The organism is Agreia sp. Leaf283, from assembly GCF_001422485.1.
Taxonomy (GTDB): domain Bacteria; phylum Actinomycetota; class Actinomycetes; order Actinomycetales; family Microbacteriaceae; genus Agreia.
On record NZ_LMNF01000003.1, the window covers coordinates 65,128 to 87,742 of the forward strand.

A 22,615-nucleotide genomic window follows, 5' to 3' on the forward strand; every position below is an offset into this window, starting at 1 on the left:
AGAGCGCGATGACCGATATCGCAGACGGCTCGCAACCGGATGCCGCGGGCCTGGCCGGCGACGCCCTGTTGCGCCGGGTGCGCACCGGCAACGCGTTCGAGGACACCGTCTCGAGACTGCTGCAGACGATCCGCCTCGGCGTGGTCTCGCCGGGGGAGGCCCTGCCCAGCGAACGCGACCTCGCACTGCGCTTCGGAGTGAGCCGCGACACGGTGCGCGACGCCATCAAGGCGCTCGCGGATGCCGGTTTCCTGGTCTCGCGGCGCGGGCGCTACGGGGGCACGTTCGTCAGCGACCGGGTTCCGCTCGTCGGCCTCAGCGGAGTGCTCGACGACACGACGCAGCAGTCCGACACGGTGACGCCCGAGGACCTCGACGATGTGCTCGGCCTGCGCGACGTCCTCGAGGTCGGAGCGGCCCGCGCCGCAGCGGATCGCGCGTTGACGAAGGCGCAGCGTGAACTGCTCTGGAGCAGCCTGCGCGAGACCGCCGAGGCATCCGCCGACGACTATCGACGGCTCGACTCCCGACTGCACCTCGCCATCGGAGAGCTCGTTGGCGTTCCGTCGCTGATGCCGCTGCTGGCCGACAACCGCATGAGGATCAACGAGTTCCTCGACCATATCCCACTGCTCGAGCGCAACATCGCGCATTCGAACGAGCAGCACGAGCAGATCGTTCTCGCGATCCTCACGGGAGACGCCGACAGGGCGGCGGTCACGATGCGTGAGCACCTCGAGGGCTCAGAAGCGTTGCTCCGCGGCTTCCTGGCCTGACTCGCCGGGCCGTCCGTTCCCGCCGTTCCCTGAGCCTGTCGAAGGGAAAATCTCGGGAGGCCCTTCGACAAGCTCAGGGAACGGGTCGGCGATGGTTCCCTTCGACATGCTCAGGGAACGGGGCGACAAGCTCAGGGAGCGAACTGCTACTTCGCGTCGAGCTCGCGGGCGTCGTCGTCTGCCTGCAGAACGCTGCCGATGGCGAGGGCGACCGTGATGCCCCAGCTGAGCCACATGAGCAGCAGTCGCCAGTCGCGAGGACCCTGCCGCGTGGTCTGCAGCACCGACCAGGCGCCGACGACAGCACCGATCACACTCGAGTTGAAGATGAATTTGCGCATGCGTGCCTCCGTGGTCGTGCATTCAGGTTAGTCGTTCGCGCCGCCCGGCCGCCTGGGCTTCCGGATGCTCGGGGTCGTCTTGTATAGCGCGCGCCGCGCACCCCGTGGATGCGGGGGATCGACTGGTAGCCTGATCACTGGTCTACACGGTCGGCGCCTTGGCCGACCGCAATCGAGGAGTTCCCCATTTCCACGGACGAGGCCGCATCGCGGTCCACTACCCCTGCCGACACCTACGACCTCGTCGTCGTCTCGAACAGGCTCCCTGTCGACAAGGTGACCCACGCCGACGGCAGCGTCGAGTGGCGTACATCGCCCGGCGGACTCGTGACCGCCCTCGAGCCCGTCATGCAACGGGCCGACGGAGCATGGGTGGGCTGGGCGGGCGTGGCCGACGACGAGTCCGAGCCGTTCGAGCACGACGACATCTCCATCGTTCCCGTCACGCTCAGCGCAGACGACGTCGAGAACTACTACGAGGGATTCTCGAACGACACCCTCTGGCCGCTGTATCACGACGTGATCGCACCGCCGACCTATCACCGCGAATGGTGGGAGTCCTACGTGCGCGTCAACCAGCGCTTCGCGGAGCGTGCCGCTTCGGTGGCCGCGGCCGATGGCACGGTCTGGGTGCAGGACTACCAGCTGCAGCTCGTGCCCAAGTTGCTGCGCGAGCTCCGGCCCGACCTCACGATCGGCTTCTTCAACCACATTCCGTTCCCGGCATACGGCATCTTCTCGCAGTTGCCGTGGCGTGCCCAGATCATCGAGGGGCTCCTCGGCGCCGACCTCATCGGGTTCCAGCGCGCGGCAGACGCGGGCAACTTCACCCGTGCCGTGCGTCGGCTGCTCAGCTACACGACGAAGGGCACGGCCATCGACGTGCCGATCGATGAAGACGTGTCCGAAGCGCTCGAGCCGTCCCGCGTGTCGACGTCGCGCACGGGCAATCTCGTCCGCACCGTCCACGCGCGCCATTTCCCGATCTCGATCGACACGCAGAGCTTCGAGGACCTCGCACGGCGCCCCGACATCCAGGCCCGGGCGAAAGAGATCCGTGCCGGTCTCGGCAACCCGAAGGTCGTCATGCTCGGCGTCGACAGGCTCGACTACACGAAAGGCATCGGCCATCGGCTCAAGGCCTTCGGCGAGCTGCTCGCCGACGGCACGGTCACCGTTGAAGACGTGACCCTCGTGCAGGTCGCCAGCCCCAGCCGCGAACGCGTCGCCGCCTACCAGCAGCTGCGCGACGAGGTCGAGCTCACGGTCGGGCGCATCAATGGCGACTACTCGACCATCAGCCACACGGCCATCAGCTACCTGCACCAGGGGTACCCCCGCGAGGAGATGGTGGCGCTCTATCTGGCCAGCGACGTGATGCTGGTCACCGCGCTCCGCGACGGAATGAACCTCGTGGCCAAAGAGTATGTGGCGAGCCGCTTCGACAACGACGGCGTACTCGTGCTGAGCGAGTTCGCCGGCGCCGCAGACGAACTGAAGAGCGCGCTGCTCGTGAACCCCCACGACATCGACGGGCTGAAGGAGTCGATCATGGAGGCGATCGAGATGAAGAAGGGCGAACGAACGAGGCGGATGCGCGCACTGCGCAAACGGGTGCTCGACTACGACGTCTCGCGCTGGTCGACCGCGTTCCTGTCGTCGTTGACCGACCCGAACGGCACGCCCTCGTACGTCGCGACCAAGTGGGGAGCATCCGACCGATGAGCAGCCCGTCGAACGGCACGAGCCGAGCCGTCGCATCCGGCACCCAGATCGACGAGACCGATGACCTGATCGAGCGCCTGCGCGAGCTCGCGCGCACGGAGCGCCTGCTCGTCGCACTCGACTTCGACGGAACCCTCGCTCCCGAGGTCGACGTGCCGAGCCATGCCCGTGCGCTCCCCGAGGCCCGCCGGGCTCTCTTCGACCTGTTGAAGCTCGACTCCACGCGTGTGGCGCTCATCTCGGGCCGCGCGATGGAGAGCCTGGAACAGGTGAGCGACCTGCCCGACGACGTGCTGCTCGTGGGCTCGCACGGTGTCGAGATCCGCCTCGACAGCCCCACCCGACTCACCCTCGACACTCAGGAGCTGGCTCAGGTCGACGTGCTCAGCGGTGTTCTCGAAGACGTCGCCGACAAGGTCGACGACGTCTGGATCGAGACCAAGCCGGCCGGTTTTGCCTTGCACACCCGCCTCGCGTCCGAAGAGGGCAGTCGTCAGGCTCACCTGATGGCGCTCGCCGAGACGCAGTCCGAGATCGAGGGCCTCACGGTGCGCGAGGGAAAGAACGTGCTCGAGTTCTCGATCCGATCGACCACCAAGGGCGAGGCGTTGCTCCACCTGAAGGAGTACACGAAGGCGACCGCGGTGCTCTACGCCGGCGATGACGTCACCGATGAGGATGCGTTCGCTGTGCTTCGCAGCGGAGACTTCGGGCTCAAGAGCGGGGCGGGCAAGACCATCGCCGAGTTCCGTGTGAGCGACGAAGCCGAGGTCGCACAGGTGCTCGCTCTGCTCGCCCAGTTCCGCGCGGAGGCGTGCACTCCCGCACCTTGAGTGGTTCTAAACTCGTAACATGCCCGAAATAGACATGAAGCCGCGCAGTCGCGTCGTCACCGATGGAATCGAAGCAACCACCTCGCGCGGAATGCTTCGGGCCGTCGGAATGGGAGACGCCGACTGGGAGAAGCCGCAGATCGGCATCGCCAGCTCGTGGAACGAGATCACGCCGTGCAACCTGTCGCTCGACCGCCTCGCGCAGGGTGCCAAAGAGGGCGTGCACTCGGGCGGCGGCTACCCCCTTCAGTTCGGCACCATCTCCGTCTCCGACGGCATCTCGATGGGCCACGAGGGCATGCACTTCTCTCTCGTGTCGCGTGAGGTCATCGCCGACAGCGTCGAGGTCGTTATGCAGGCCGAGCGCCTCGACGGCTCCGTGCTGCTCGCCGGATGCGACAAGTCGCTGCCCGGCATGCTGATGGCCGCCGCTCGGCTCGACCTCGCCAGCGTCTTCCTCTACGCCGGATCGATCGCGCCCGGGTGGGTCAAGCTGTCCGACGGCACCGAGAAAGACATCACGATCATCGACTCGTTCGAGGCCGTCGGCGGCGTGAAGGCCGGCACCATGAGCGAGGCCGACGCCAAGCGCATCGAGTGCGCCTTCGCTCCGGGCGAGGGCGCCTGCGGCGGCATGTACACGGCCAACACCATGGCGAGCGTCGCTGAGGCTCTCGGCATGAGCCTGCCCGGCTCCGCTTCGCCCGCGTCGGCAGACCGCCGCCGCGACTACTTCGCGCACCGCAGCGGCGAGGCCGTCGTCAACATGCTGCGCCTCGGCATCACGACCCGCGACATCCTGACCAAGCCGGCGTTCGAGAACGCCATCGCGGTCGCGATGGCCCTCGGAGGCTCGACCAACGTCATCCTGCACCTTCTCGCCATCGCCTACGAGGCCGAGGTCGACCTGACGATCGACGACTTCAACCGCATCGGCGACACCATTCCTCACCTCGCCGACATGAAGCCCTTCGGCAAGTACGTGATGAACGACATGGACCGCCACGGCGGACTGCCCGTTCTGATGAAGGCGCTGCTCGATGCCGGGCTGCTGCACGGCGACGTGCTCACGGTCACGGGCAAGACGCTCGCCGAGAACCTGGCCGAGCTCGACATCCCCGAGCTCGACGGCAAGGTGCTGCGCACGCTCGACAACCCCATCCACCCCACGGGTGGCCTCACGGTTCTCAAGGGCTCGCTCGCACCCGAGGGCGCCGTCGTGAAGACGGCCGGATTCGACGCGGCCGTCTTCGAAGGACCGGCCAAGGTGTTCGAGCGCGAGCGCGCCGCGATGGATGCCCTCACGGAGGGTCTGATCAACCACGGAGACGTCGTGGTGATCCGCTACGAAGGTCCCAAGGGCGGCCCCGGAATGCGCGAGATGCTCGCCATCACGGCCGCGATCAAGGGCGCTGGCCTCGGCAAAGATGTACTACTATTGACCGACGGCAGGTTCTCAGGCGGCACAACCGGACTGTGTATCGGCCATATAGCACCCGAAGCGGTGGACGCAGGTCCTATCGCCTTCGTGCGCGATGGTGATCTAATACGGGTCGATATCGCCGCTCGCTCCCTCGAGTTACTCGTCGAGGCCGATGAGCTTGCAGCCCGCCGAGACGGCTGGGCCCCTCTTCCCCCGCGCTATACCCGTGGCGTTCTGGCAAAGTACTCGAAGCTCGTGAAGTCGGCCGCGACCGGCGCCATCACGGGGTAGTACCGCGCTCCACCCTCATCACCGCCGTCTGCCGCAGCGCACGACGACACGCTGTGCAGGCAACAAGCTAGGAAAACAACATGCCCGTGGATCCATCTCCCGTGCCAGGCTCTCCGGCGATCCCCAAACCGGCCTCCGCGTCCGCCCCGGCGAACGCTCCTGAGGTCCTCACGGGGTCCGGAGCCATCCTCCGCTCGCTCGAGTACCTCGGCGTGAAAGACGTCTTCGGCCTGCCCGGCGGCGCGATCATCCCGTTCTACGACGAGCTCATGGCATCGACCGCCATCCGTCACATCCTCGTTCGCCACGAGCAGGGCGCCGGTCACGCGGCCGAGGGCTACGCGTCGTCGACGAACAAGGTCGGCGTCGCCATCGCGACCTCGGGCCCCGGAGCGACCAACCTGGTCACGGCCATCGCCGACGCCTACATGGACTCGGTGCCTGTCCTCATCATCACGGGCCAGGTCTTCTCGACGCTCATGGGAACCGACGCGTTCCAGGAGGTCGACATCGTGGGAATCACGATGCCGATCACCAAGCACTCCTTCCTGGTCACCAAGCCGGAGGACGTGCCCGCGACCCTCGCTGCCGCGTACCACATCGCATCCACCGGCCGCCCGGGCCCCGTGCTCGTCGACATCACGAAAGACGCGCAGCAGAAGTCGGCGCCGTTCGTGTGGAATCCGAAGGTCGACCTGGCGGGCTACCGTCCCGTGACGAAGGCGCACGGCAAGCAGATCCAAGCGGCGGCGCAGCTGCTGCTCGAGGCGAAGAAGCCCGTCTTCTACGTCGGCGGCGGAGTCATCCGGGCCCAGGCCTCGCCCGAACTCGCCGTGCTGGCGGAGGCCACCGGCGCTCCCGTCGTCACGACCCTGATGGCGCGCGGTGCGTTCCCCGACTCGCACGAGCAGAACCTCGGCATGCCCGGTATGCACGGAACCGTTCCCGCCGTGCTCGCGCTGCAGGAGAGCGACCTGATCGTCGCGCTCGGCGCGCGCTTCGACGACCGCGTGACCGGCAAGGTGAGCGAGTTCGCTCCGAACGCCAAGATCGTGCACGTCGACGTCGACCCGGCCGAGATCGGCAAGATCCGCGCCGCCGATGTCCCCATCGTGGGCGACGCGAAAGATGTGATCGCCGACCTCACGAAGGCGTTCGTCGCCACCGCCGCGGCAACCGAGACGCGCCCCGACATCGACGAGTGGTGGGAGTACCTGCGCGGACTGCAGACCGAGTTCCCGCTCGGCTACGCCGAACCGACCGACGGCCTGCTCTCGCCGCAATACGTGATCAAGCGCATCGGCGAGCTGTCCGGCCCCGAGGCGATCTACGCATCCGGCGTCGGTCAGCACCAGATGTGGGCGGCGCAGTTCATCAAGTACGAGCGGCCCAACGCCTGGCTGAACTCCGGCGGCGCCGGCACCATGGGCTACGGCGTTCCCGCCGCCATGGGTGCCAAAGTCGCCGAGCCGGAGCGCACGGTGTGGGCGATCGACGGTGACGGATGCTTCCAGATGACCAATCAGGAGCTCGCCACCTGCACGATCAACAACATCCCGATCAAGGTCGCGATCATCAACAACTCGTCGCTCGGCATGGTGCGGCAGTGGCAGAGCCTGTTCTACGACGGACGCCACTCGTTCACCGACCTGAACACGGGCCACGGCACGCAGATGGTTCCCGACTTCGTGAAGCTGGCCGACGCCTACGGTGCGCTGGGCATCCGGGTCACCAAGGCCGACGAGATCGACGCGGCGATCAAGCTGGCGATCGAGACGAACGACCGCCCGGTCGTGATCGACTTCATCGTGAGCCGCGACGCCATGGTCTGGCCGATGGTTCCCCAGGGGGTCAGCAACTCGCTGATCGAACACGCACAGCAGATCGCCCCAGAGTGGGATGAGGAGTAGACCATGAGCCACCACGTTCTCTCCCTGCTCGTCGAAGACAAACCCGGTCTGCTCACGCGTGTCGCCGGCCTCTTCGCCCGCCGCGGATTCAACATCGAGAGCCTCGCTGTAGGCGCATCCGAGATCGAGGGTCTCTCGCGCATCACGGTCGCCGTCGACGTCGAGGAGCTTCCCCTCGAGCAGGTCACCAAGCAGCTGAACAAGCTTGTCAACGTGATCAAGATCGTCGAGCTCGACCCCGACCAGTCGGTGCAGCGCGAGCACCTGCTGGTCAAGGTGCGCGTCGACAACTCCACCCGCTCGCACGTGCTTGAGGCCGTCAACCTGTTCCGCGCCCGCGTCGTCGACGTCTCGACCGACGCGCTCGTGATCGAGGTCACCGGCGACTCGGGCAAGACCAACGCGTTCCTGCGTGTCGTCGAGCCCTACGGAATCAAGGAGCTGGCCCAGTCGGGACTGCTCGCCATCGGACGCGGCTCGAAGAGCATCACCGAACGCGTCTTCAAGAACTAAAGGTCCGTTCCCTGAGCCTGTCGAAGGGAACCCGTCGAGGACAGCCCTTCGACGAGCTCAGGGAACGGCCACCGAACACCCACACAACAAGGAGCAGTAATAAAGTGACCGAAATCTTCTACGACAAAGACGCAGACCTCTCGCTCATCCAGGGCAAGAAGGTGGCCGTCGTCGGCTACGGCTCGCAGGGCCACGCCCACGCGCTCAACCTGCGCGACTCCGGCGTCGACGTCGTCATCGGCCTGAAGGAAGGATCGAAGTCGATCCCCAAGGCGCAGGAGGCCGGCTTCACGGTTCTCAGCGTCGCCGAGGCGACCGCGCAGTCCGACGTCATCGTGCTGCTCGCTCCCGACCAGTTCCAGCGCCACATCTACCGCGACGACATCGCCCCCAGCCTGAAGCAGGGCGCGACCCTCGTCTTCGGTCACGGCTTCAACATCCGTTACGACTACATCCAGGCACCGGATGGCGTCGACGTCATCCTCGTCGCACCCAAGGGCCCGGGCCACACCGTGCGCCGCGAGTACGAGGCCGGCCGTGGCGTTCCCGTCATCGTCGCCGTCGAAAAAGACGCGTCGGGCTCCGCATGGGACCTCGCCTGGTCGTACTCGCGTGCGATCGGCGGACTGCGCGCCGGTGGCATCAAGACCACGTTCACCGAAGAGACCGAGACCGACCTGTTCGGTGAGCAGGCCGTTCTCTGCGGTGGCGTCTCGCAGCTCGTGCAGTACGGCTTCGAGACCCTGACCGAGGCCGGCTACCAGCCGCAGATCGCCTACTTCGAGGTGCTGCACGAGCTCAAGCTCATCGTCGACCTCATGTGGGAGGGCGGCATCGCCAAGCAGCGCTGGAGCGTCTCCGACACGGCCGAGTACGGAGACTACGTCTCGGGCCCGCGCGTCATCACGCCCGACGTCAAGGAGAACATGCAGGCCGTTCTCGCCGACATCCAGAACGGCGCGTTCGCCAAGCGCTTCATCGACGACCAGGACGCGGGAGCCCCCGAGTTCCTCGCGCTGCGCGAGAAGGGTGCCCAGCACCCCATCGAGGCCACGGGCAAGGAGCTCCGCGCCCTGTTCGCGTGGAAGCAGCAGGACGCCGACTACACCGACGGCTCCGCCGCACGCTAGTCTTCTGACTCTCGAATCGATGGCCGCCCCGACTGTGTCGGGGCGGCCATCGCCGTTCATGCGAGGCGTCGCCGTTCTCGGCATGGCGCTCGTTGTGCTGTACATCGCCGTCGACGTCGTGCTGCAGTCCCTTCCGCCGCACTACAGCGTGATCTCGGATGCCGAGAGCAATCTGGCGGTGGGCGAGTTCGGCATCGCGCCCACCACCACGACGGGCGCGGTGCACGTGGCATTCGCGACGACCGGCTTCCTGTGCGCCCTGGCGGGCATGCTGCTGCTGGCGGTCTGGATGCGCGACGCTGGGCGATTGGCCCGGGTGAGGCGTGCGGCCACCGGCTTCGTGGCGCTCGCCGCCGTCGGGCTCGTGCTGCTGGCCGTGTCGATCGCCTGGGCTCCGTCTGTCCTCGGTCTCACCGAGCGCGTGTGCCTGGCGGGCATCCTCGGATGGGCGTTCGTCGTGTGCTGGGGTGCGCGCCGCTCCTTCCGCCGCTGAGGTGTGCTGAGGTGCGGAGTACGGCCGCTTCGCCCCGTCCTGAGGCGGCCATTCTCCGCACTTCAGCGCGTGCGGCTCGAGAAAGGCTCGGCGCGACTCCGTGAGGTGTGGCGAATGGCCGTTCCCGGGCATCCGAAGGGGCTGTTTGCTGCACCTCGCGGCTGTCGGCCGCGTGACGCAGACGTTCCGGCGACACGCCGAGGCTGTTGACACGCGACGCTGTGGCTCGGCATACTCGATGAGATGTTTGCGTAAACATCCCTGAATTTACCTCAGTGTTTGCGTTAACACGATTGCGCCGAGGGCTCCCGTGAGTATCGGCATTTCCAACGGAGGAAAGGTCCATCCATGACAAAGACGTCACCCCTGAAGAGACGCGTGCTCGCGGCCACCACGGCCCTGGCTCTCGGTGCCCTGACACTCGGAGTGGGCGCGACGGCGGCGCCATCCGCCAGTGCTGCCGAGTCGACACCGATCACGATCACGCCGAACCCCGCCTACCAGGGGGAGTCCTTCGAAGGCTGGGGAACGAGCCTCGTCTGGTTCGCCAACGCCACCGGCGGGTACCCCGACAGCATGCGTCAGGAACTGCTCGAGAAGGTGTTCGGAGAAGACGGTCTGAACCTGAACATCGCCCGTTACAACATCGGCGGCGGCAACGCCACGGACGTGCCGCCGTACCTGCGGGCGGGTGGTGCGGTCGAGGGGTGGTGGAACCCCGACCTCGCGACTCCCGCAGGCAGTCCCGAGGTGACATCCACGTATGCCGACCGTGATGCGTACGCAGCGGCCTGGGACGCAAGCGATCCCGACGCGTACAACCTCGACGCCGACAAGACCCAGCGGTGGTGGGTGAGTGCGCTGAAGGACAAGATCACCAAATGGGAGGCCTTCAGCAACTCCCCGCCCTACTTCATGACCGAGAGCGGATACGTCTCCGGCGGCTTCGACTCCAGCGCCGAGCAACTCAAGCCGTCGGCGGTCGAAGACTTCGCCACGTACCTCAAGACCGCGGCCCAGACCGTGGAGAACGAGGAAGGCATCTCGTTCGACACGATCGAGCCCGTCAACGAGCCCAACACCAACTACTGGGGCACAACCATCGACCCCGCCACCGGGTGGCCGAAGAAGGGCGGCCAGGAGGGCGCCCACGTCGGCCCCGCGATGCAGGACGCCGTCGTCAAGGCGCTGGCGGCCGAGCTGGCCAAGAGCGACACGACGACCACAGCGACGATCTCGGCCATGGACGAGACGAACCCGGGCACCTTCGTGACGAACTGGAACGGCTGGACCCAGGAGGCGAAGGACTCGGTGTCGCAGCTGAACGTGCACACCTACGGCACCTCCGGTCGCGTCAACGTGCGCGACATCGCCAAGACGGCCGACAAGCCGCTCTGGATGAGCGAGATCGAGGGCGATTGGGACGGTACCGGCGTGAACAACCAGACCAATATGAACAACGGCATCGGCATGGCCACCCGCGTCATGGACGACCTGCGTGAGCTCGAGCCGTCGGCCTGGGTGCTGTGGCAGCCGGTCGAGGACTACTACAACATGCAGAAGGTCGAGAAGTTGAACTGGGGCAGTGTGCTCATCGACTTCGACTGCAACGCCGATGGGAACTCCGTTCGTCGCCTGGCCGACGGCGACGCCGATCCGTCGTGCAAGATCGTCACCAACGCGAAGTACAACACCCTCCGCAACTTCACGCACTACATCCACCCGGGCGACCACATCATTCCCTCGACCAACGCCCAGACGACCTCGGCCGTGTCGGCAGACGGATCCGGGGTCACCCTCGTTCACGCCAACAGTGATTCGACGGCACGCACGATCACGGTCGACCTCTCGAAGTTCGGAGCGATCGCCCCGGGTGCAACGCTGACCCCGATCGTGACGACCGAGTCTCCCGCCGACGACACGACGAAGAACGCTCTCATCGAGGGCGCCCCCGTCGCGATCGACCTCGCGTCGAAGACGGCCGTCGTGACCGTTCCCGCGAAGTCGGTCAGCACCTTCGTGATCGACGGTGTCAGCGGCATCGCTCAGGGCGCCTCGCCCCTCGAAGACGGGCACACCTACCGCATTGTCGGCAAGCAGAGCGGCAAGGCCATCACGGCGAACACGGGCGCTCCCGCCGGCTCCACCCCGGGCGCGACGATCACGGCCCTGGCCGCGACGACCGAGACGGCCGGCTCGCAGGTCTGGACCGCCGAGAAGGTGACCAACGGCACCTCTAACGCTGAGCGCTACGTTCTGCGCAGCGCATCGGGTCTCGTGCTGGCAGCCGACAGTCAGGGAACGCTGCTCGTCGATTCGACGCGGGAGAACGCGGCGGCGACGCCGTCGCAGCAGTGGATTCTGACGACGACCGACGGCGCGACATGGAGTCTGGTGAATGCCGCCTCTCCCCAGGCGCTCGAAGTGCCCGGTGGATCGACGGCCGAGGGCGCTCCCGTGAACGTGTACTCGTCGAACGGCGGCGCCAATCAGGCATGGTCGTTCCAGGACACGACACTCTCCGGTTTCGCCCCCGTGGTCGTGAGCACCATCGCGGGGATTCCCGCCCAGCTCCCCGCCACGGTGACGCCTCTCTACAACTCCGGGCCCGGGGCTCCGGTCGCGGTGACCTGGAACACGGAGGGCGTCGACTGGAACGCCGGTCCGCTGACCATCCCGGGTTCCGGCACCGACCTCTTCGGCACGGCATTCACCGATCTGTCGGCGACCGTCGAGGTCGGCGGGTTCGTGTCGACCGACCCCGTCTCGCTGACGAGCTACGCCGGTGTGTCACGTGAGGCGGTGATCGCCGCGGCGCCCGCCACGGTTCCGGCACGGATCGGGCAGAGCAGCAACAGGTTCGACGCCCCCGTCTCGTGGGACTTCGATGCCGTCACCACCGAGAGCCTGGCGTCGGTCGGCGTCGTCACCGTTCCCGGCTCGGCACAGTCGAACGACCCCTCGGCAGAGCCGCTCGCGGCCACACTGTCGGTGATCCTGACGGAGCCCGGCGAGACGAACGTGGCCCCGCTGCCGTCGACGACGGCACAGGCGACGTCGACGGAGTCCGGCTATCCCGTAGACAACACGCGCAACGACGTCACGAGCGACAAAGGCTGGTCGAACTGGCGCAGCGGAACCAAGTCGACCTCGGACACCCTGAGCTACGACCTCGGCTCGTCGATGCCGTTGACTCACGCGAAGGTCTACTTCTACAAAGACGGCGGAACCACCAGCTGGGCGTCGGAGATCACCGTGCAGTACACGGATGCCTCCGGTGCGTGGACGACGGTTCCCGGTTCTCCGACGACCGTCGAGACGCCAGCCGACGGGTCCGCACCGGTGGTCGACGTGCCCCTGTCGGGCATCTCGACAGCTCAGCTGCGCGTGGTGCTCACGGCCTACCCGAACACGCACATGATCGTCTCGGAGGTGCAGATCTTCGCCCTGGCCTCGGGCGTGGCCTCCGTGTCCGATCTCGCGCGGCTCTCCGTGAACGGAACGGCTGTCGACGGCTTCGACGGGTCGACCCTGGAGTATGCCGTGCCCCTCTCGGGCTCGGCTCTGCCTGTCGTCACGGCCTCACCCGTCGACACCGCGGCGACGGTCGAGATCACCCAGCCGACGTCGGCCGTGGGCCCGGATGCCGCAGCAAACGTCACGGTTACGGCCGCCGACGGCGAGACGGTCTCGCGCTACACCGTCAGCTTCCCCCGCACGGTGACGGTGGCACCCGTCATCCTGGGCGACGGTGTCGTCGGATCCGAACTCGTGGCGACCGCGACGGTGGACCCCGCCGATGCTGCTCTGTCATACGCCTGGACGAGGAACGGCGAGCTCATCGAGGGAGCCGTCTCCGCGCAATACACGCCGACTGCGACCGATGTCGGCGCCTCGATCGCAGTGACGGCGACCGCGGTGGCCGAGGGGTACTCGACCGCCAGCGCCGACTCGAGAACGGTGGTCATCGCGGCCGCGGGCACGGGGCAGCCGGGAACGGGCGAGCCCGCATCCGGTTCGACGAAGCCGTCGGTGAATGTCTCCGATGCAGCGGGAACGGGTGGGGGCGCCCTCGCCCGCACCGGTGTCGACCCGTCGTGGAGCCTCGCGCTGGGCGCGGGAGGACTCTTGCTGGCGGTGGGAGTCGCACTCACCGCGGTGAGGCGTCGGCGTAGCTCGCTGGTCGAGTAGCGAGGAACGGGGAACGGGCGTATCGAGATCACGTCGCGAGTGGTCTCGATACGCCGACTCCTTCGTCGCGCGGGCGGGAATCTGTGCGGCGGTTCGCCTGTTGGGAGGATCATGGACTCCGTGACCACACCCTCCACTTCTGCCGCCGAAGCCGATTTCCTCCGATTCCGGCAGGCACGCCACCGTTACGTGACCTCGCCACAGGGGCCGCTCGCCCTGGTGAGCACGACCGAGATCGACTCCGAGCGGGAGATCGACGGGGTTCCCGGCGTCTGGGCGCCTCGCCCCGGCGGTGGCGGCGTGCGGGTGACCGCGGTCGCGACCGACGGCATCCGGGTCGACGGTGATCTTGTCGACGGCACTGTCGACATCGCCGGATCGGACACCGTCGTTCCCTCCACGCTGACGTTCGGTGGAGGAGTGACGGGAACGGTGTACCCGGGCCTCGAGGGCCACTACATCGTGCGCGTGTGGGATCCGGCGAACCCCAAGGCCGAGAGCTTCGACCGCATCTCGGCCTACGACTTCACCCCCGAGTGGGTTCTCGAGGGAACGTTCACCCCCACCGAGAAGCGCGCGATCGGCATCGAGCACATCAAAGACGACGGACGACTGCGCGACGAGGTTCTTCCGGGCGACATCGATGTGGTGATCGGCGGGCAGTCCCGCACGCTTGCCGCTTTCGAAGACGAGGGAAAGCTGCTGCTGGTCTTCCAGGACCTCACGACCGGCGATGAGACCTACGACGTCGGCCGGTTTCTCGCCGTGCGCCCCCGCCGCGACGGCACGGTCGAGCTCGACTTCAACCGTGCCTACATTCCGCCGTGCGGATTCTCGGACTGGTTCAACTGCCCCATGCCTCCGCAGCAGAACCGCTTCGTGTTCCCCGTCGATGCGGGGGAGAAGCGCGTCCTGTCGGTCTAGCCACTGGGTGGGCGGCTAATCTTGCGTACATGACGACGAGCCGCGATGACGATGCCCTGCACTGGGCCGGCGACGACGACCCCACGCTGACCCCGCCCATCCAGGCCGGCACCGCCCCCGCGGCGCCTTCTCCGGCGGCGACGTCGGCGGCACCCACGGCACCGGCTGAAGCTCCCACGGTTCTGGAGCAGGCCGAACTGGCCGAAGACGCCGAGGTCGAGGCCGAGCTCGCCGCGGCCGAGAAGGCATCTGCGCAGCTCAGCTCTGCCGCCCTCATCACCCTCGGAATCCTCGGCGGCGTCTATCTGCTCTACACGATCGGATGGGCCATCGTCGTCGCCCGCACGACCGTCACCTTCTTTCCTCTCGACAGTCTCTTCCTCGAGGTCTGCTTCAGAATCGGCCAGTTCCTCTCGATCGCGGCCGCACCGCTGTGGTTCGTGTCCACCCTGCTGCTGACCCAGAGGAGAACCTGGCGATCCCGCCTCGGCTGGCTGCTGCTCGGAGTCTTCGTGCTCGTGCCCTGGCCCTTCATCCAGGGAGCGTAGGACGTCACCATGACCGACAACACCACCACACCGCGCAACTCCGCCGGCACCGCCGCCAAGCCGGGCTTCCGCGAGCTCAGCTTCTCGAAGAAGGCCGGATGGGGCGTCGCGCTGCTCTTCGCGCTCATCTCGGCCATCTGGGTCTGGGTCGGCGTGGCCAATCTGTTCGAGGCCATCGCCACCTTCGGGTTCGCGCTCTCCGGCGTATCGTGGCTGGTCTTCATCGGATCGATCGCCGCGCCCATCGTCACCTACGGCCTGGGTTTCCTCGTCGGGTGGAGGCTGCCGGCCTGGGCGAAGGCCGTCGTCTTCCTCGTCGCGCTCGCCGTCGCCATGGTGATCAAGGCCGACCTCGAGTCGCTCCTGCTCGGCGGGCTCTAGGCGGCGACGGCCACCCAGATGATGAGCGCGGCCAGCACGAGCTGGCCCGCGAGCCGAGGCCAGAACGGGATGGCGAGGGTTCCGAAGCGCTCCCGATTCGCGGCCGCATACGCGTTGGCGGGGAAGACGGCTGCCAGGAACACGACGAGCGCGATGCCGGCAGCGAGCCTCGTCTGCGGCACGAGCAGGCCGATGCCTCCCGCGATCTCGCAGGCGCCCGTGAGGTAGACCAGGTTCAGCGGACTGAGCAGGCCCTCGCGGCGAAGTGCCGGCGGAATCATCTTGGCCATCACCCGCGCGGACTTCGGCACGAAGTGATTGATGCCCATGCCGATGAAGACCACGGCGATGATGATGCGAACGATCGTCACTATTACGGTCAGAGTCGCATCGGTCATCACCCCATTGTGCCTGCCTCTAATATGGTTTCTGGCCGCGCAGTCCCGCGGAAATCCTCTTTACAGAGCCAAACCGAAGGATCGCTCCGTGTCGAAACCGGTTGTCTTGATCGCCGAAGAACTGTCGCCCGCCACCGTCGATGCCCTCGGCCCCGACTTCGATGTGGTGAACGTCGACGGCACAGACAGGCCCGCACTGCTGAGTGCGCTGGCCACCGCCGACGCCATCCTCGTGCGCAGCGCAACCAAGGTCGACGCCGAGGCGATCGCCGCCGCTCCCAGGCTCAAGGTCGTGGCCCGCGCAGGTGTCGGCCTCGACAACGTCGACATCAAGGCGGCTACCGCGGCCGGCGTCATGGTGGTCAACGCGCCCACCTCCAACATCATCTCGGCCGCCGAGCTCACCGTCGGTCACATCCTGAGCCTCGCCCGTCACATCCCGGCCGCGCATTCGGCCCTGGCCGACGGCAAGTGGAAGCGCAGCGCCTACACGGGCGTCGAGCTCTACGAGAAGACGATCGGCATCATCGGCCTCGGCCGCATCGGTGCGTTGATCACCGCCCGCATGCAGGCGTTCGGCACCAACGTCGTGGCCTACGACCCCTACGTCACCTCGGCCCGCGCCCAGCAGCTGGGCGTCACGCTGCTCAGCCTCGACGAGCTGCTCGCGCAGAGCGACTTCATCACCATCCACATGCCGAAGACCCCCGAGACCACGGGCATGATCAGCGACGAGCAGCTGGCGCTGATGAAGCCCACCTCGTTCATCGTCAACGTCGCACGCGGCGGCCTCATCGACGAAGCCGCGCTCCACCGCGCGCTCACCGCGGGAACCATCGCGGGCGCTGGACTCGACGTGTTCGTCAGCGAGCCGCCCACCGACTCGCCGTTGCTCGCCCTGCCGAACGTCGTGGTCACGCCCCACCTGGGCGCATCCACCGATGAGGCGCAGGAGAAGGCGGGCGTCTCGGTCGCGAAGTCGGTTCGCCTCGCGTTGTCGGGCGAGCTGGTTCCGGATGCCGTCAACGTCGCCGGCGGAGTCATCGACCCGACGGTCCGACCCGGCATCCCCCTGGTCGAGAAGCTCGGCCAGGTGTTCTCCGGTCTTGCGCACAGCCCGCTCACGAGCGTCGATGTGATCGTGCGCGGCGAGATCGTCGACTTCGACGTGAGCGTCCTCAAGCTGGCCGCGCTCAAGGGCATCTTCACGAACGTCGTCAGCGAGACGGTGTCGTACGTCAACGCTCCCTTGCTCGCCGAGCAGCGCGGCGTGACTGCTCGACTGATCACCGAGTCCGTGTCGGAGGAGTACCGCAACCTCATCACGCTCGAGGGCGCGCTGAGCGACGGATCGCAGATCTCGGTGTCGGGCACTCTCACCGGCACGAAGCAGATCGAGAAGATCGTCGAGATCAACGGCTACGACGTCGAGGTCCCGTTCGCGGAGCACCTCATCGTGATGACCTACGACGACCGCCCCGGCATCGTAGCGATCTACGGCAAGGAGTTCGGCGACGCCGACATCAACATCGCCGGAATGCAGATCGCTCGCCACGTGGCCGGCGGCAAGGCGCTCAGCGTGCTGACCGTCGACTCGCCCGCCCCAGAGGAACTGCTCGAGAAGCTGCGCACGGCCATCGACGCCGACTCGCTGCAGGAGATCGACCTCACGGAGTAGCCGTTCGCTGAGCTTGTCGAAGCGGAGCCCGTTCGCTGAGCTTGTCGAATCGCGCCCGCGGGCCCTTCGACAGGCTCAGGGAACGATAGGCTCAGGGAACGATAGGCTCAGTGCCCCGCGCGCTGGGCCGTGACCTCGGTGATGAGGTCGACGAGGTCGTCGATGTCCGACGCCGAGAGCTCGGCCGTCTCGGGAGTCGACGACCCGGGCAGAAAAGCCGAGCCGTAGGCGAGCCCGTCGCTGATGAGCATGATCGCTCGCGAGAGCACCGGGTCGCCCGTGCTCTCGAGCACGATGCCGTACCAGGCATCGTTCGCGGCCCGCAGGGCGTCGCGTGCCGTCGAGTTCGACGCTTGAGCCAGGCGCGACGTGGCGACGAGCGCTTTGTCGAGTGCGCTGCCCGTGGCCATGGATGTGCGGATCAGGTGAGCCACCGGCCCCGACGGCGACGACCGGATGGCCGCGACGTCGCGCTCCACGAGAGTGGCCAGGCGCTCCAGTACGCCCTCGACCAAGGCCTCTTTCGAGCCGAAGTGGTAGAGCAGGCCGCCCTTGGACACTCCCGCGGCGGCGGCGACGGCATCGAGGGTCGCGGCGCGTTCGCCGTTCGCGCCCAATAGCTCGGCGAAAGCATCGATGATTCGGTCGCGCGTGGATGCCGAGGCGGGCGCGGCGGCGTCGATCGGCGGGTTCTCTGGGGTGTCGGGCATCGCTTCGATGGTAGCCGCCCCGGCAGCCCGGGGTATCACCCCGCACGATTTCCTTACGCTTTCGGGAATGACGGTAGGGGTCCATCCGTTGAGGAGATAGCCACTGTACCGACTGGACGGTATAGTGAATATGCACCACTTCTCGAATCGAAACGAAGAACTCAGATCATGGCTCTCCTCACCACACCCACAGCCGCCCTGCGCACCGACGACGGGCGGCCGCCCCGCGCATCCGTTCGCAACTGGTTCGCGCTGGCCGTTCTTATGCTGCCCGTGCTCATCTCGAGCGTCGACAACACCGTGCTGAGCTTCGCCCTGCCCGTCATCTCCGAGTCGCTCCGCCCGTCTGCCGCGGCCCAGCTCTGGATCATCGATGCCTACCCGCTCGTGCTCGCCGGCCTCCTCGTCGCGATGGGCAACCTCGGCGACCGCTGGGGTCGCCGTCGGCTGCTGCTGATCGGCGCCACGGGCTTCGCTCTCGTGTCGATCGTGGCCGCCTTCGCGCCCACGGCCGAACTGCTGATCCTCGCGCGGGTCGGCCTGGGCTTCTTCGGCGCCATGCTCATGCCGTCGACGCTCTCCCTGCTGCGCAGCATCTTCCTCGATCGCGAGCAGCGTCGGCTGGCCATAGCCATTTGGGCGGCCGGGTTCGCCGCAGGATCGGCCCTGGGCCCGATCGTGGGCGGAATCCTGCTCGAGCACTTCTGGTGGGGCTCCGTCTTCCTCATCGCCGTGCCCGTGCTCATTCCTCTTCTCGTGTTCGCGCCGCTGCTGGTCCCCGAGTCGCGCGATCCGAACCCGGGCCGCATCGACCTCGTCAGCATCGGCCTCACGATGGTCACGCTCGTGCCGATCGTCTTCGCGATCAAGGAGTTCGCGACGCACGGCTTCGAGTGGTCGCAGATGCTGCTCGTGCTCGTCGGCGTGACGGCGGGAGTCCTGTTCGTGCGGAGGCAGCTGAATCGGGAGAATCCGATGCTCGACATGAGACTGTTCCGTCGTGGGGCCTTCACCGGCGCCGTGCTGATCAACCTCGTGAGCGTCTTCTCGCTGGTGGGTTTCCTCTTCTTCGTCTCGCAGCACCTGCAGCTCGTCCTGCGACTGAGCCCGCTCGACGCCGCCTTCGCCCTGGTGCCCGGGCTCATCGTCATGATCGTCGCCGGCCTCGTGGTCGTGCCGATCGTGCGCCTGGTCAGGCCGAGCTTCGTGGTCGCCACGGGGCTCGCGCTGGCCGGTGCGGCATACGCGATCATCATGGTCACCGGTCAAGAGGCGACCGAGACCACGCTGGCGATCGCCTTCGCGGTGCTCGGTCTCGGAATCGGCGCGGCAGAGACGATCTCGAACGACCTCATCATCTCGTCGGTGCCCGCCGACAAGGCCGGCGCGGCATCCGGAGTGTCCGAGACGTCGTACGAGCTGGGAGCCGTGCTCGGCACGGCCGTGCTGGGCAGCATCCTGACCGCCGCCTACCGGGCCGGGGTCACCCTGCCCGCCGGGCTGGCCGACGAGAACGCCGCGACCGCGCGCGAGACGCTCGGCGGCGCCGTCTCGGTGGCGGAGTCGATCGGTGGGCCCGCAGGCTACCGGCTGCTCGAGTCGGCCCGTGAGTCGTTCGACAGCGGCGTGGTGCTGACCTCGGGGATCGGGGTCGGGCTCATGGCGCTGGCCATCGTGCTGGCGCTCGTGTCACTGCGCCGGGTGCGCTCCGAGGGCTGACAGCCGCGACTCGACGGCCCGATTCAGGGTCGCTCGATCGCTGTCATCCAGCCAGGCCGCACTCACCGCGTTCCGGGTGAAGCCGGCGAACTCGGGCAGGCCGTAGCCGAGGGCGCGGGCCAGCGCCCGGAAGTCGTTGACGGCGTCGGTGCCGAACATCGGCGGGTCGTCGGAGTCGATGGTGATGCGCAGGCCCGCGTCGACCATCTGCGCGATCCGACGGTGGGAGCCGTCGCCGCTTCCGGAGTACCGGCCGATGTCCGAGCTCACGGGTGTGCAGGTGAAGGTGATGCCCTCGTCGACGCATCGCGCCGTGATCCGGTCGTCGTCGACGACGTGGTAGCCGTGGTCGATCCGCTCTCCGCCGAGCTCGTCGAGGATGACCTCGATGTTCGCGGGCGGGCCGCTCTCGGAGTGGGCGGTGCGGTGGAGCCCCGAGCGGCCGGCGAGCCGGAATGCCTCGACGAACCGCGCCGGAGGTCCGATCAGCTCGGAATAGTCGAGCCCGATGCCCACGACCTCGTCGATGCGGTACTCGATCACCTGTTCGACCAGCTCGACGGCGGCCGCCGCGGAGTCGTTGCGGTTGAGGCCGATCACCATTCGGCTGGTGATGCCGGTCTCCGCCTCGGCTTCGCGCATTCCCGCCAGCACTCCGTCGACGATCGTGCGATACGGCACGCCCGGGTGCCCCGGTGGGCTGAGGAAGATCTCTCGGTGCACGACGCCGAGTGCGGCCCCTCCGTCGGTCAGGGTCTCGAAGGCGACTCTTCGGAAGTCGTCGGCGTCGCGCATGACCGAACCGGCCACATCGAGGACGCGCAGGAATTCGTCGAGGTCCTCATAGGAGTCGTGGTCGTACAGTGACTCCGCGTCACGACCGCCGTCGAGGACGACGTCGTGTTTGCGGGCGAGATCGAGCACGGTTTGGGCCGACACGGCGCCGATGAGGTGATTGTGCAGAGAGACCTTGGGCAGCGCGAGGAGGAGCGCCTCCGTGGCGCCGTCGAGGGGCTCGTCCATCGCCTCAGGCGCCGCTCTGGGCGCCGCGTACGGCGCGGGCAGGGTGCCACTCCGGCACGTCGGGCTCTCCGGTCAGCATGCTGCGGAGGGTGCCTGACCGGGCGACGTCGGGCAGAAGCCCTCGCTCTTGCAGAACAGGCATCAGCTGTTCGACGAAGTCGCGGTAGCCCTCGTAGCCGCCGTACCAGTTCTCGACGAGGAACCCGTCGATGTCGGTCTCCTCCACAAGAGTCGCGATTTCGGTCGCGATCGATTCGGCAGTTCCGGTGAAGCGCATCCCGCCGAAAGTGGATGCGAGCGAGTCGAGGATCTCGCCGACGGTCGGGCTCGTGCCATTCGGATTCCGCCACATCTCGATCATGGTGTGGCCCACCTCGGTCGAGACGGAGTCGAGTGTGGCGTCGGGGTCGAGGGCGCCGAGGTCGACTCCGGACCAGCCGAGGAACAGGGCTGCGGTCGCCTCCCTGGTGGGGGTGGCGTTGAGCTCCGCCCGCAGGCGCTGCGCCTCCTCCACCGTGTCGGCGATGACGAAGCTCGCCCCGTTGATGATCTTGACGGAGTCGGCCGGTCGGCCTGCCGCGACGGCCTGGGCTCGCAGGCGGGCAACGGTCGCTTTCAGTCGCGCGGTTTCCCTGTCCTGAGTGAACACGCATTCGGCATAGCGGGCGGCGAAGGCGGTGCCGGCCGCTGAGGTTCCGGCCTGGAAGAGGGTGGGGGTGCGCTGCGGCGACGGAGTGGCGGGGAAGTAGCCGTCGAACCGGAAATATTTGCCCTGGTGCTCGATGCGGTGCACCTTCGCGGGATCGGAGAACGTGCGGGTCGCCTTGTCTGCGAGGACCGCCCCGTCGTCCCAGGCCTCCTCCCAGAGCCTCAGGGAGAGGTCGACGAATTCGGTCGCGCGGGCGTAGCGCTCGTCGTGCGGCGTCACATCCGTCTGGCCGAGCAGGCGCACGAGCGCCTGCTGGTTGTCGCTCGTGACGATGTTCCAGCCCATCCGTCCACCGGTGAGGTGGTCGAGGGTGGTGAAGGTGCGGGCGTTGAGCAGCGGGTGCTGGGCCGTCGTCGATGCCGTTGCGACGAAGCCGATGCGCGGGGCGGCGGTCGCGAGTCCGGAGATCAGCGCGAGCGGATCGTGCACGGGGAACTGAACGGCATCGCGGATGACGGCCTCGGGCACCTGCCCCGCGTCGTTCATCGGATAGCCGATGGCCTCCGCCAGAAAGAAGAAGTCGAATCCGGCGGTGTCCAGGCGGGCCGCCAGGTCCTGCCAGAACTCCAGCGTCGCGAACGCGCTGGTGTCTCCTCGCTCGTGGTGCCACGCGTTGGCGATGAAGTTTGGAGTGAACTCCTCGAACGCCCCGAGGACGAGTTGCTTGACCATGCGATCTCCCTGCTGACTATGCCGCCACCCGATCCGGGTGATATCTCAGACCGATCATTGCACGCGACATCAAAGGCCTACAAGCAGCGCAAAGACGCTAAGAAAGCAGACAGGCGGCAGGCCGCGATAACTGTTACACATCGTTCTCAGCCCCGTAACGCACGCGAAATGTAGCGGCGGGAGGCTCGGGACCAGACGTGAGTTCTGAAGGCTCTCGGGAATGGAGA

19 protein-coding genes are annotated in these 22,615 nt (G+C 67.2%); 14 read left to right on the top strand and 5 right to left on the bottom strand.

Translation table 11 applies throughout. From position 1 onward, the window contains the following. The first annotated feature begins 8 nt into the window (after positions 1-8). Entirely contained in the window at positions 9-776 is a 768-nt protein-coding gene (locus ASF51_RS13925) for a FadR/GntR family transcriptional regulator (protein ID WP_055931047.1), read from the top strand. Between the two features lie 146 nt (positions 777-922). On the opposite strand, the gene ASF51_RS13930 is transcribed toward ASF51_RS13925, so the two are convergent. Continuing rightward, positions 923-1,117: a hypothetical protein gene (locus ASF51_RS13930; protein WP_055931049.1), complete on the bottom strand. Its 195-nt coding sequence runs from the start codon at positions 1,115-1,117 to the stop codon at positions 923-925. A 186-nt stretch (positions 1,118-1,303) separates the two neighbouring features. Between ASF51_RS13930 and otsA the strand changes: the two genes are divergently transcribed. The 11 genes from otsA (at position 1,304) to ASF51_RS13985 (ending at position 15,479) form a co-directional block, all read left to right on the top strand. After that, the gene (gene otsA / locus ASF51_RS13935) at positions 1,304-2,842 is read left to right on the top strand and encodes an alpha,alpha-trehalose-phosphate synthase (UDP-forming) (protein WP_082480042.1); all 1,539 of its coding nucleotides are present in this window, start codon (positions 1,304-1,306) and stop codon (positions 2,840-2,842) included. Then, on the top strand, positions 2,839-3,675 hold the full coding sequence (gene otsB, locus ASF51_RS13940; protein ID WP_082480044.1) for a trehalose-phosphatase: 837 nt from the start codon (positions 2,839-2,841) through the stop codon (positions 3,673-3,675). Before otsA ends, otsB begins: the two co-directional genes overlap by 4 nt. Before the next feature lie 19 nt (positions 3,676-3,694). Beyond that, entirely contained in the window at positions 3,695-5,389 is a 1,695-nt protein-coding gene (gene ilvD / locus ASF51_RS13945; RefSeq protein ID WP_055931055.1) for a dihydroxy-acid dehydratase, read from the top strand. Positions 5,390-5,469: 80 nt separating this feature from the next. After that, positions 5,470-7,299 carry an acetolactate synthase large subunit gene (locus ASF51_RS13950; RefSeq protein ID WP_055931058.1) on the top strand — a complete coding sequence of 610 codons (1,830 nt, stop codon included), beginning with the start codon at positions 5,470-5,472 and terminating at the stop codon, positions 7,297-7,299. A 3-nt stretch (positions 7,300-7,302) separates the two neighbouring features. Beyond that, on the top strand, positions 7,303-7,812 hold the full coding sequence (gene ilvN / locus ASF51_RS13955) for an acetolactate synthase small subunit (protein ID WP_044442265.1): 510 nt from the start codon (positions 7,303-7,305) through the stop codon (positions 7,810-7,812). 104 nt (positions 7,813-7,916) lie between these two features. Next, positions 7,917-8,942, top strand: coding sequence for a ketol-acid reductoisomerase (gene ilvC / locus ASF51_RS13960; RefSeq protein WP_055931061.1), 1,026 nt, complete (start codon positions 7,917-7,919; stop codon positions 8,940-8,942). Positions 8,943-8,961: 19 nt separating this feature from the next. After that, positions 8,962-9,435, top strand: a complete 474-nt coding sequence (locus tag ASF51_RS13965) for a DUF998 domain-containing protein (RefSeq protein WP_055931063.1) — start codon at positions 8,962-8,964, stop codon at positions 9,433-9,435. 348 nt (positions 9,436-9,783) lie between these two features. Next, positions 9,784-13,626: a glycoside hydrolase gene (locus tag ASF51_RS18805; protein ID WP_082480046.1), complete on the top strand. Its 3,843-nt coding sequence runs from the start codon at positions 9,784-9,786 to the stop codon at positions 13,624-13,626. A 120-nt stretch (positions 13,627-13,746) separates the two neighbouring features. Next, a complete protein-coding gene (locus tag ASF51_RS13975) occupies positions 13,747-14,550 on the top strand; it encodes a DUF1684 domain-containing protein (protein WP_235497264.1) in 804 nt (267 codons plus the stop codon). A gap of 29 nt (positions 14,551-14,579) precedes the next feature. Further along, positions 14,580-15,098, top strand: a complete 519-nt coding sequence (locus tag ASF51_RS13980; protein ID WP_055931068.1) for a hypothetical protein — start codon at positions 14,580-14,582, stop codon at positions 15,096-15,098. A 9-nt stretch (positions 15,099-15,107) separates the two neighbouring features. Then, on the top strand, positions 15,108-15,479 hold the full coding sequence (locus tag ASF51_RS13985; RefSeq protein WP_055931071.1) for a hypothetical protein: 372 nt from the start codon (positions 15,108-15,110) through the stop codon (positions 15,477-15,479). On the opposite strand, the gene ASF51_RS13990 is transcribed toward ASF51_RS13985, so the two are convergent. Further along, on the bottom strand, positions 15,476-15,877 hold the full coding sequence (locus ASF51_RS13990; RefSeq protein WP_055931074.1) for a DoxX family membrane protein: 402 nt from the start codon (positions 15,875-15,877) through the stop codon (positions 15,476-15,478). The genes ASF51_RS13985 and ASF51_RS13990 overlap by 4 nt on opposite strands. An 88-nt stretch (positions 15,878-15,965) precedes the next feature. On the opposite strand from ASF51_RS13990, the gene serA reads away from it, so the two are divergent. Next, on the top strand, positions 15,966-17,555 hold the full coding sequence (serA, locus tag ASF51_RS13995; RefSeq protein ID WP_055931076.1) for a phosphoglycerate dehydrogenase: 1,590 nt from the start codon (positions 15,966-15,968) through the stop codon (positions 17,553-17,555). A 107-nt stretch (positions 17,556-17,662) separates the two neighbouring features. On the opposite strand, the gene ASF51_RS14000 is transcribed toward serA, so the two are convergent. Continuing rightward, the gene (locus ASF51_RS14000) at positions 17,663-18,265 is read right to left on the bottom strand and encodes a TetR/AcrR family transcriptional regulator (RefSeq protein WP_082480052.1); all 603 of its coding nucleotides are present in this window, start codon (positions 18,263-18,265) and stop codon (positions 17,663-17,665) included. 168 nt (positions 18,266-18,433) lie between these two features. Between ASF51_RS14000 and ASF51_RS14005 the strand changes: the two genes are divergently transcribed. Beyond that, positions 18,434-19,984 carry an MFS transporter gene (locus ASF51_RS14005; RefSeq protein WP_157412169.1) on the top strand — a complete coding sequence of 517 codons (1,551 nt, stop codon included), beginning with the start codon at positions 18,434-18,436 and terminating at the stop codon, positions 19,982-19,984. On the opposite strand, the gene add is transcribed toward ASF51_RS14005, so the two are convergent. Beyond that, a complete protein-coding gene (add, locus tag ASF51_RS14010; RefSeq protein ID WP_055931079.1) occupies positions 19,955-21,007 on the bottom strand; it encodes an adenosine deaminase in 1,053 nt (350 codons plus the stop codon). The genes ASF51_RS14005 and add overlap by 30 nt on opposite strands. A gap of 4 nt (positions 21,008-21,011) precedes the next feature. Further along, complete coding sequence (locus ASF51_RS14015) at positions 21,012-22,388, bottom strand: NtaA/DmoA family FMN-dependent monooxygenase (protein WP_055931082.1); 1,377 nt, start codon at positions 22,386-22,388, stop codon at positions 21,012-21,014. Positions 22,389-22,615: the final 227 nt, after the last annotated feature.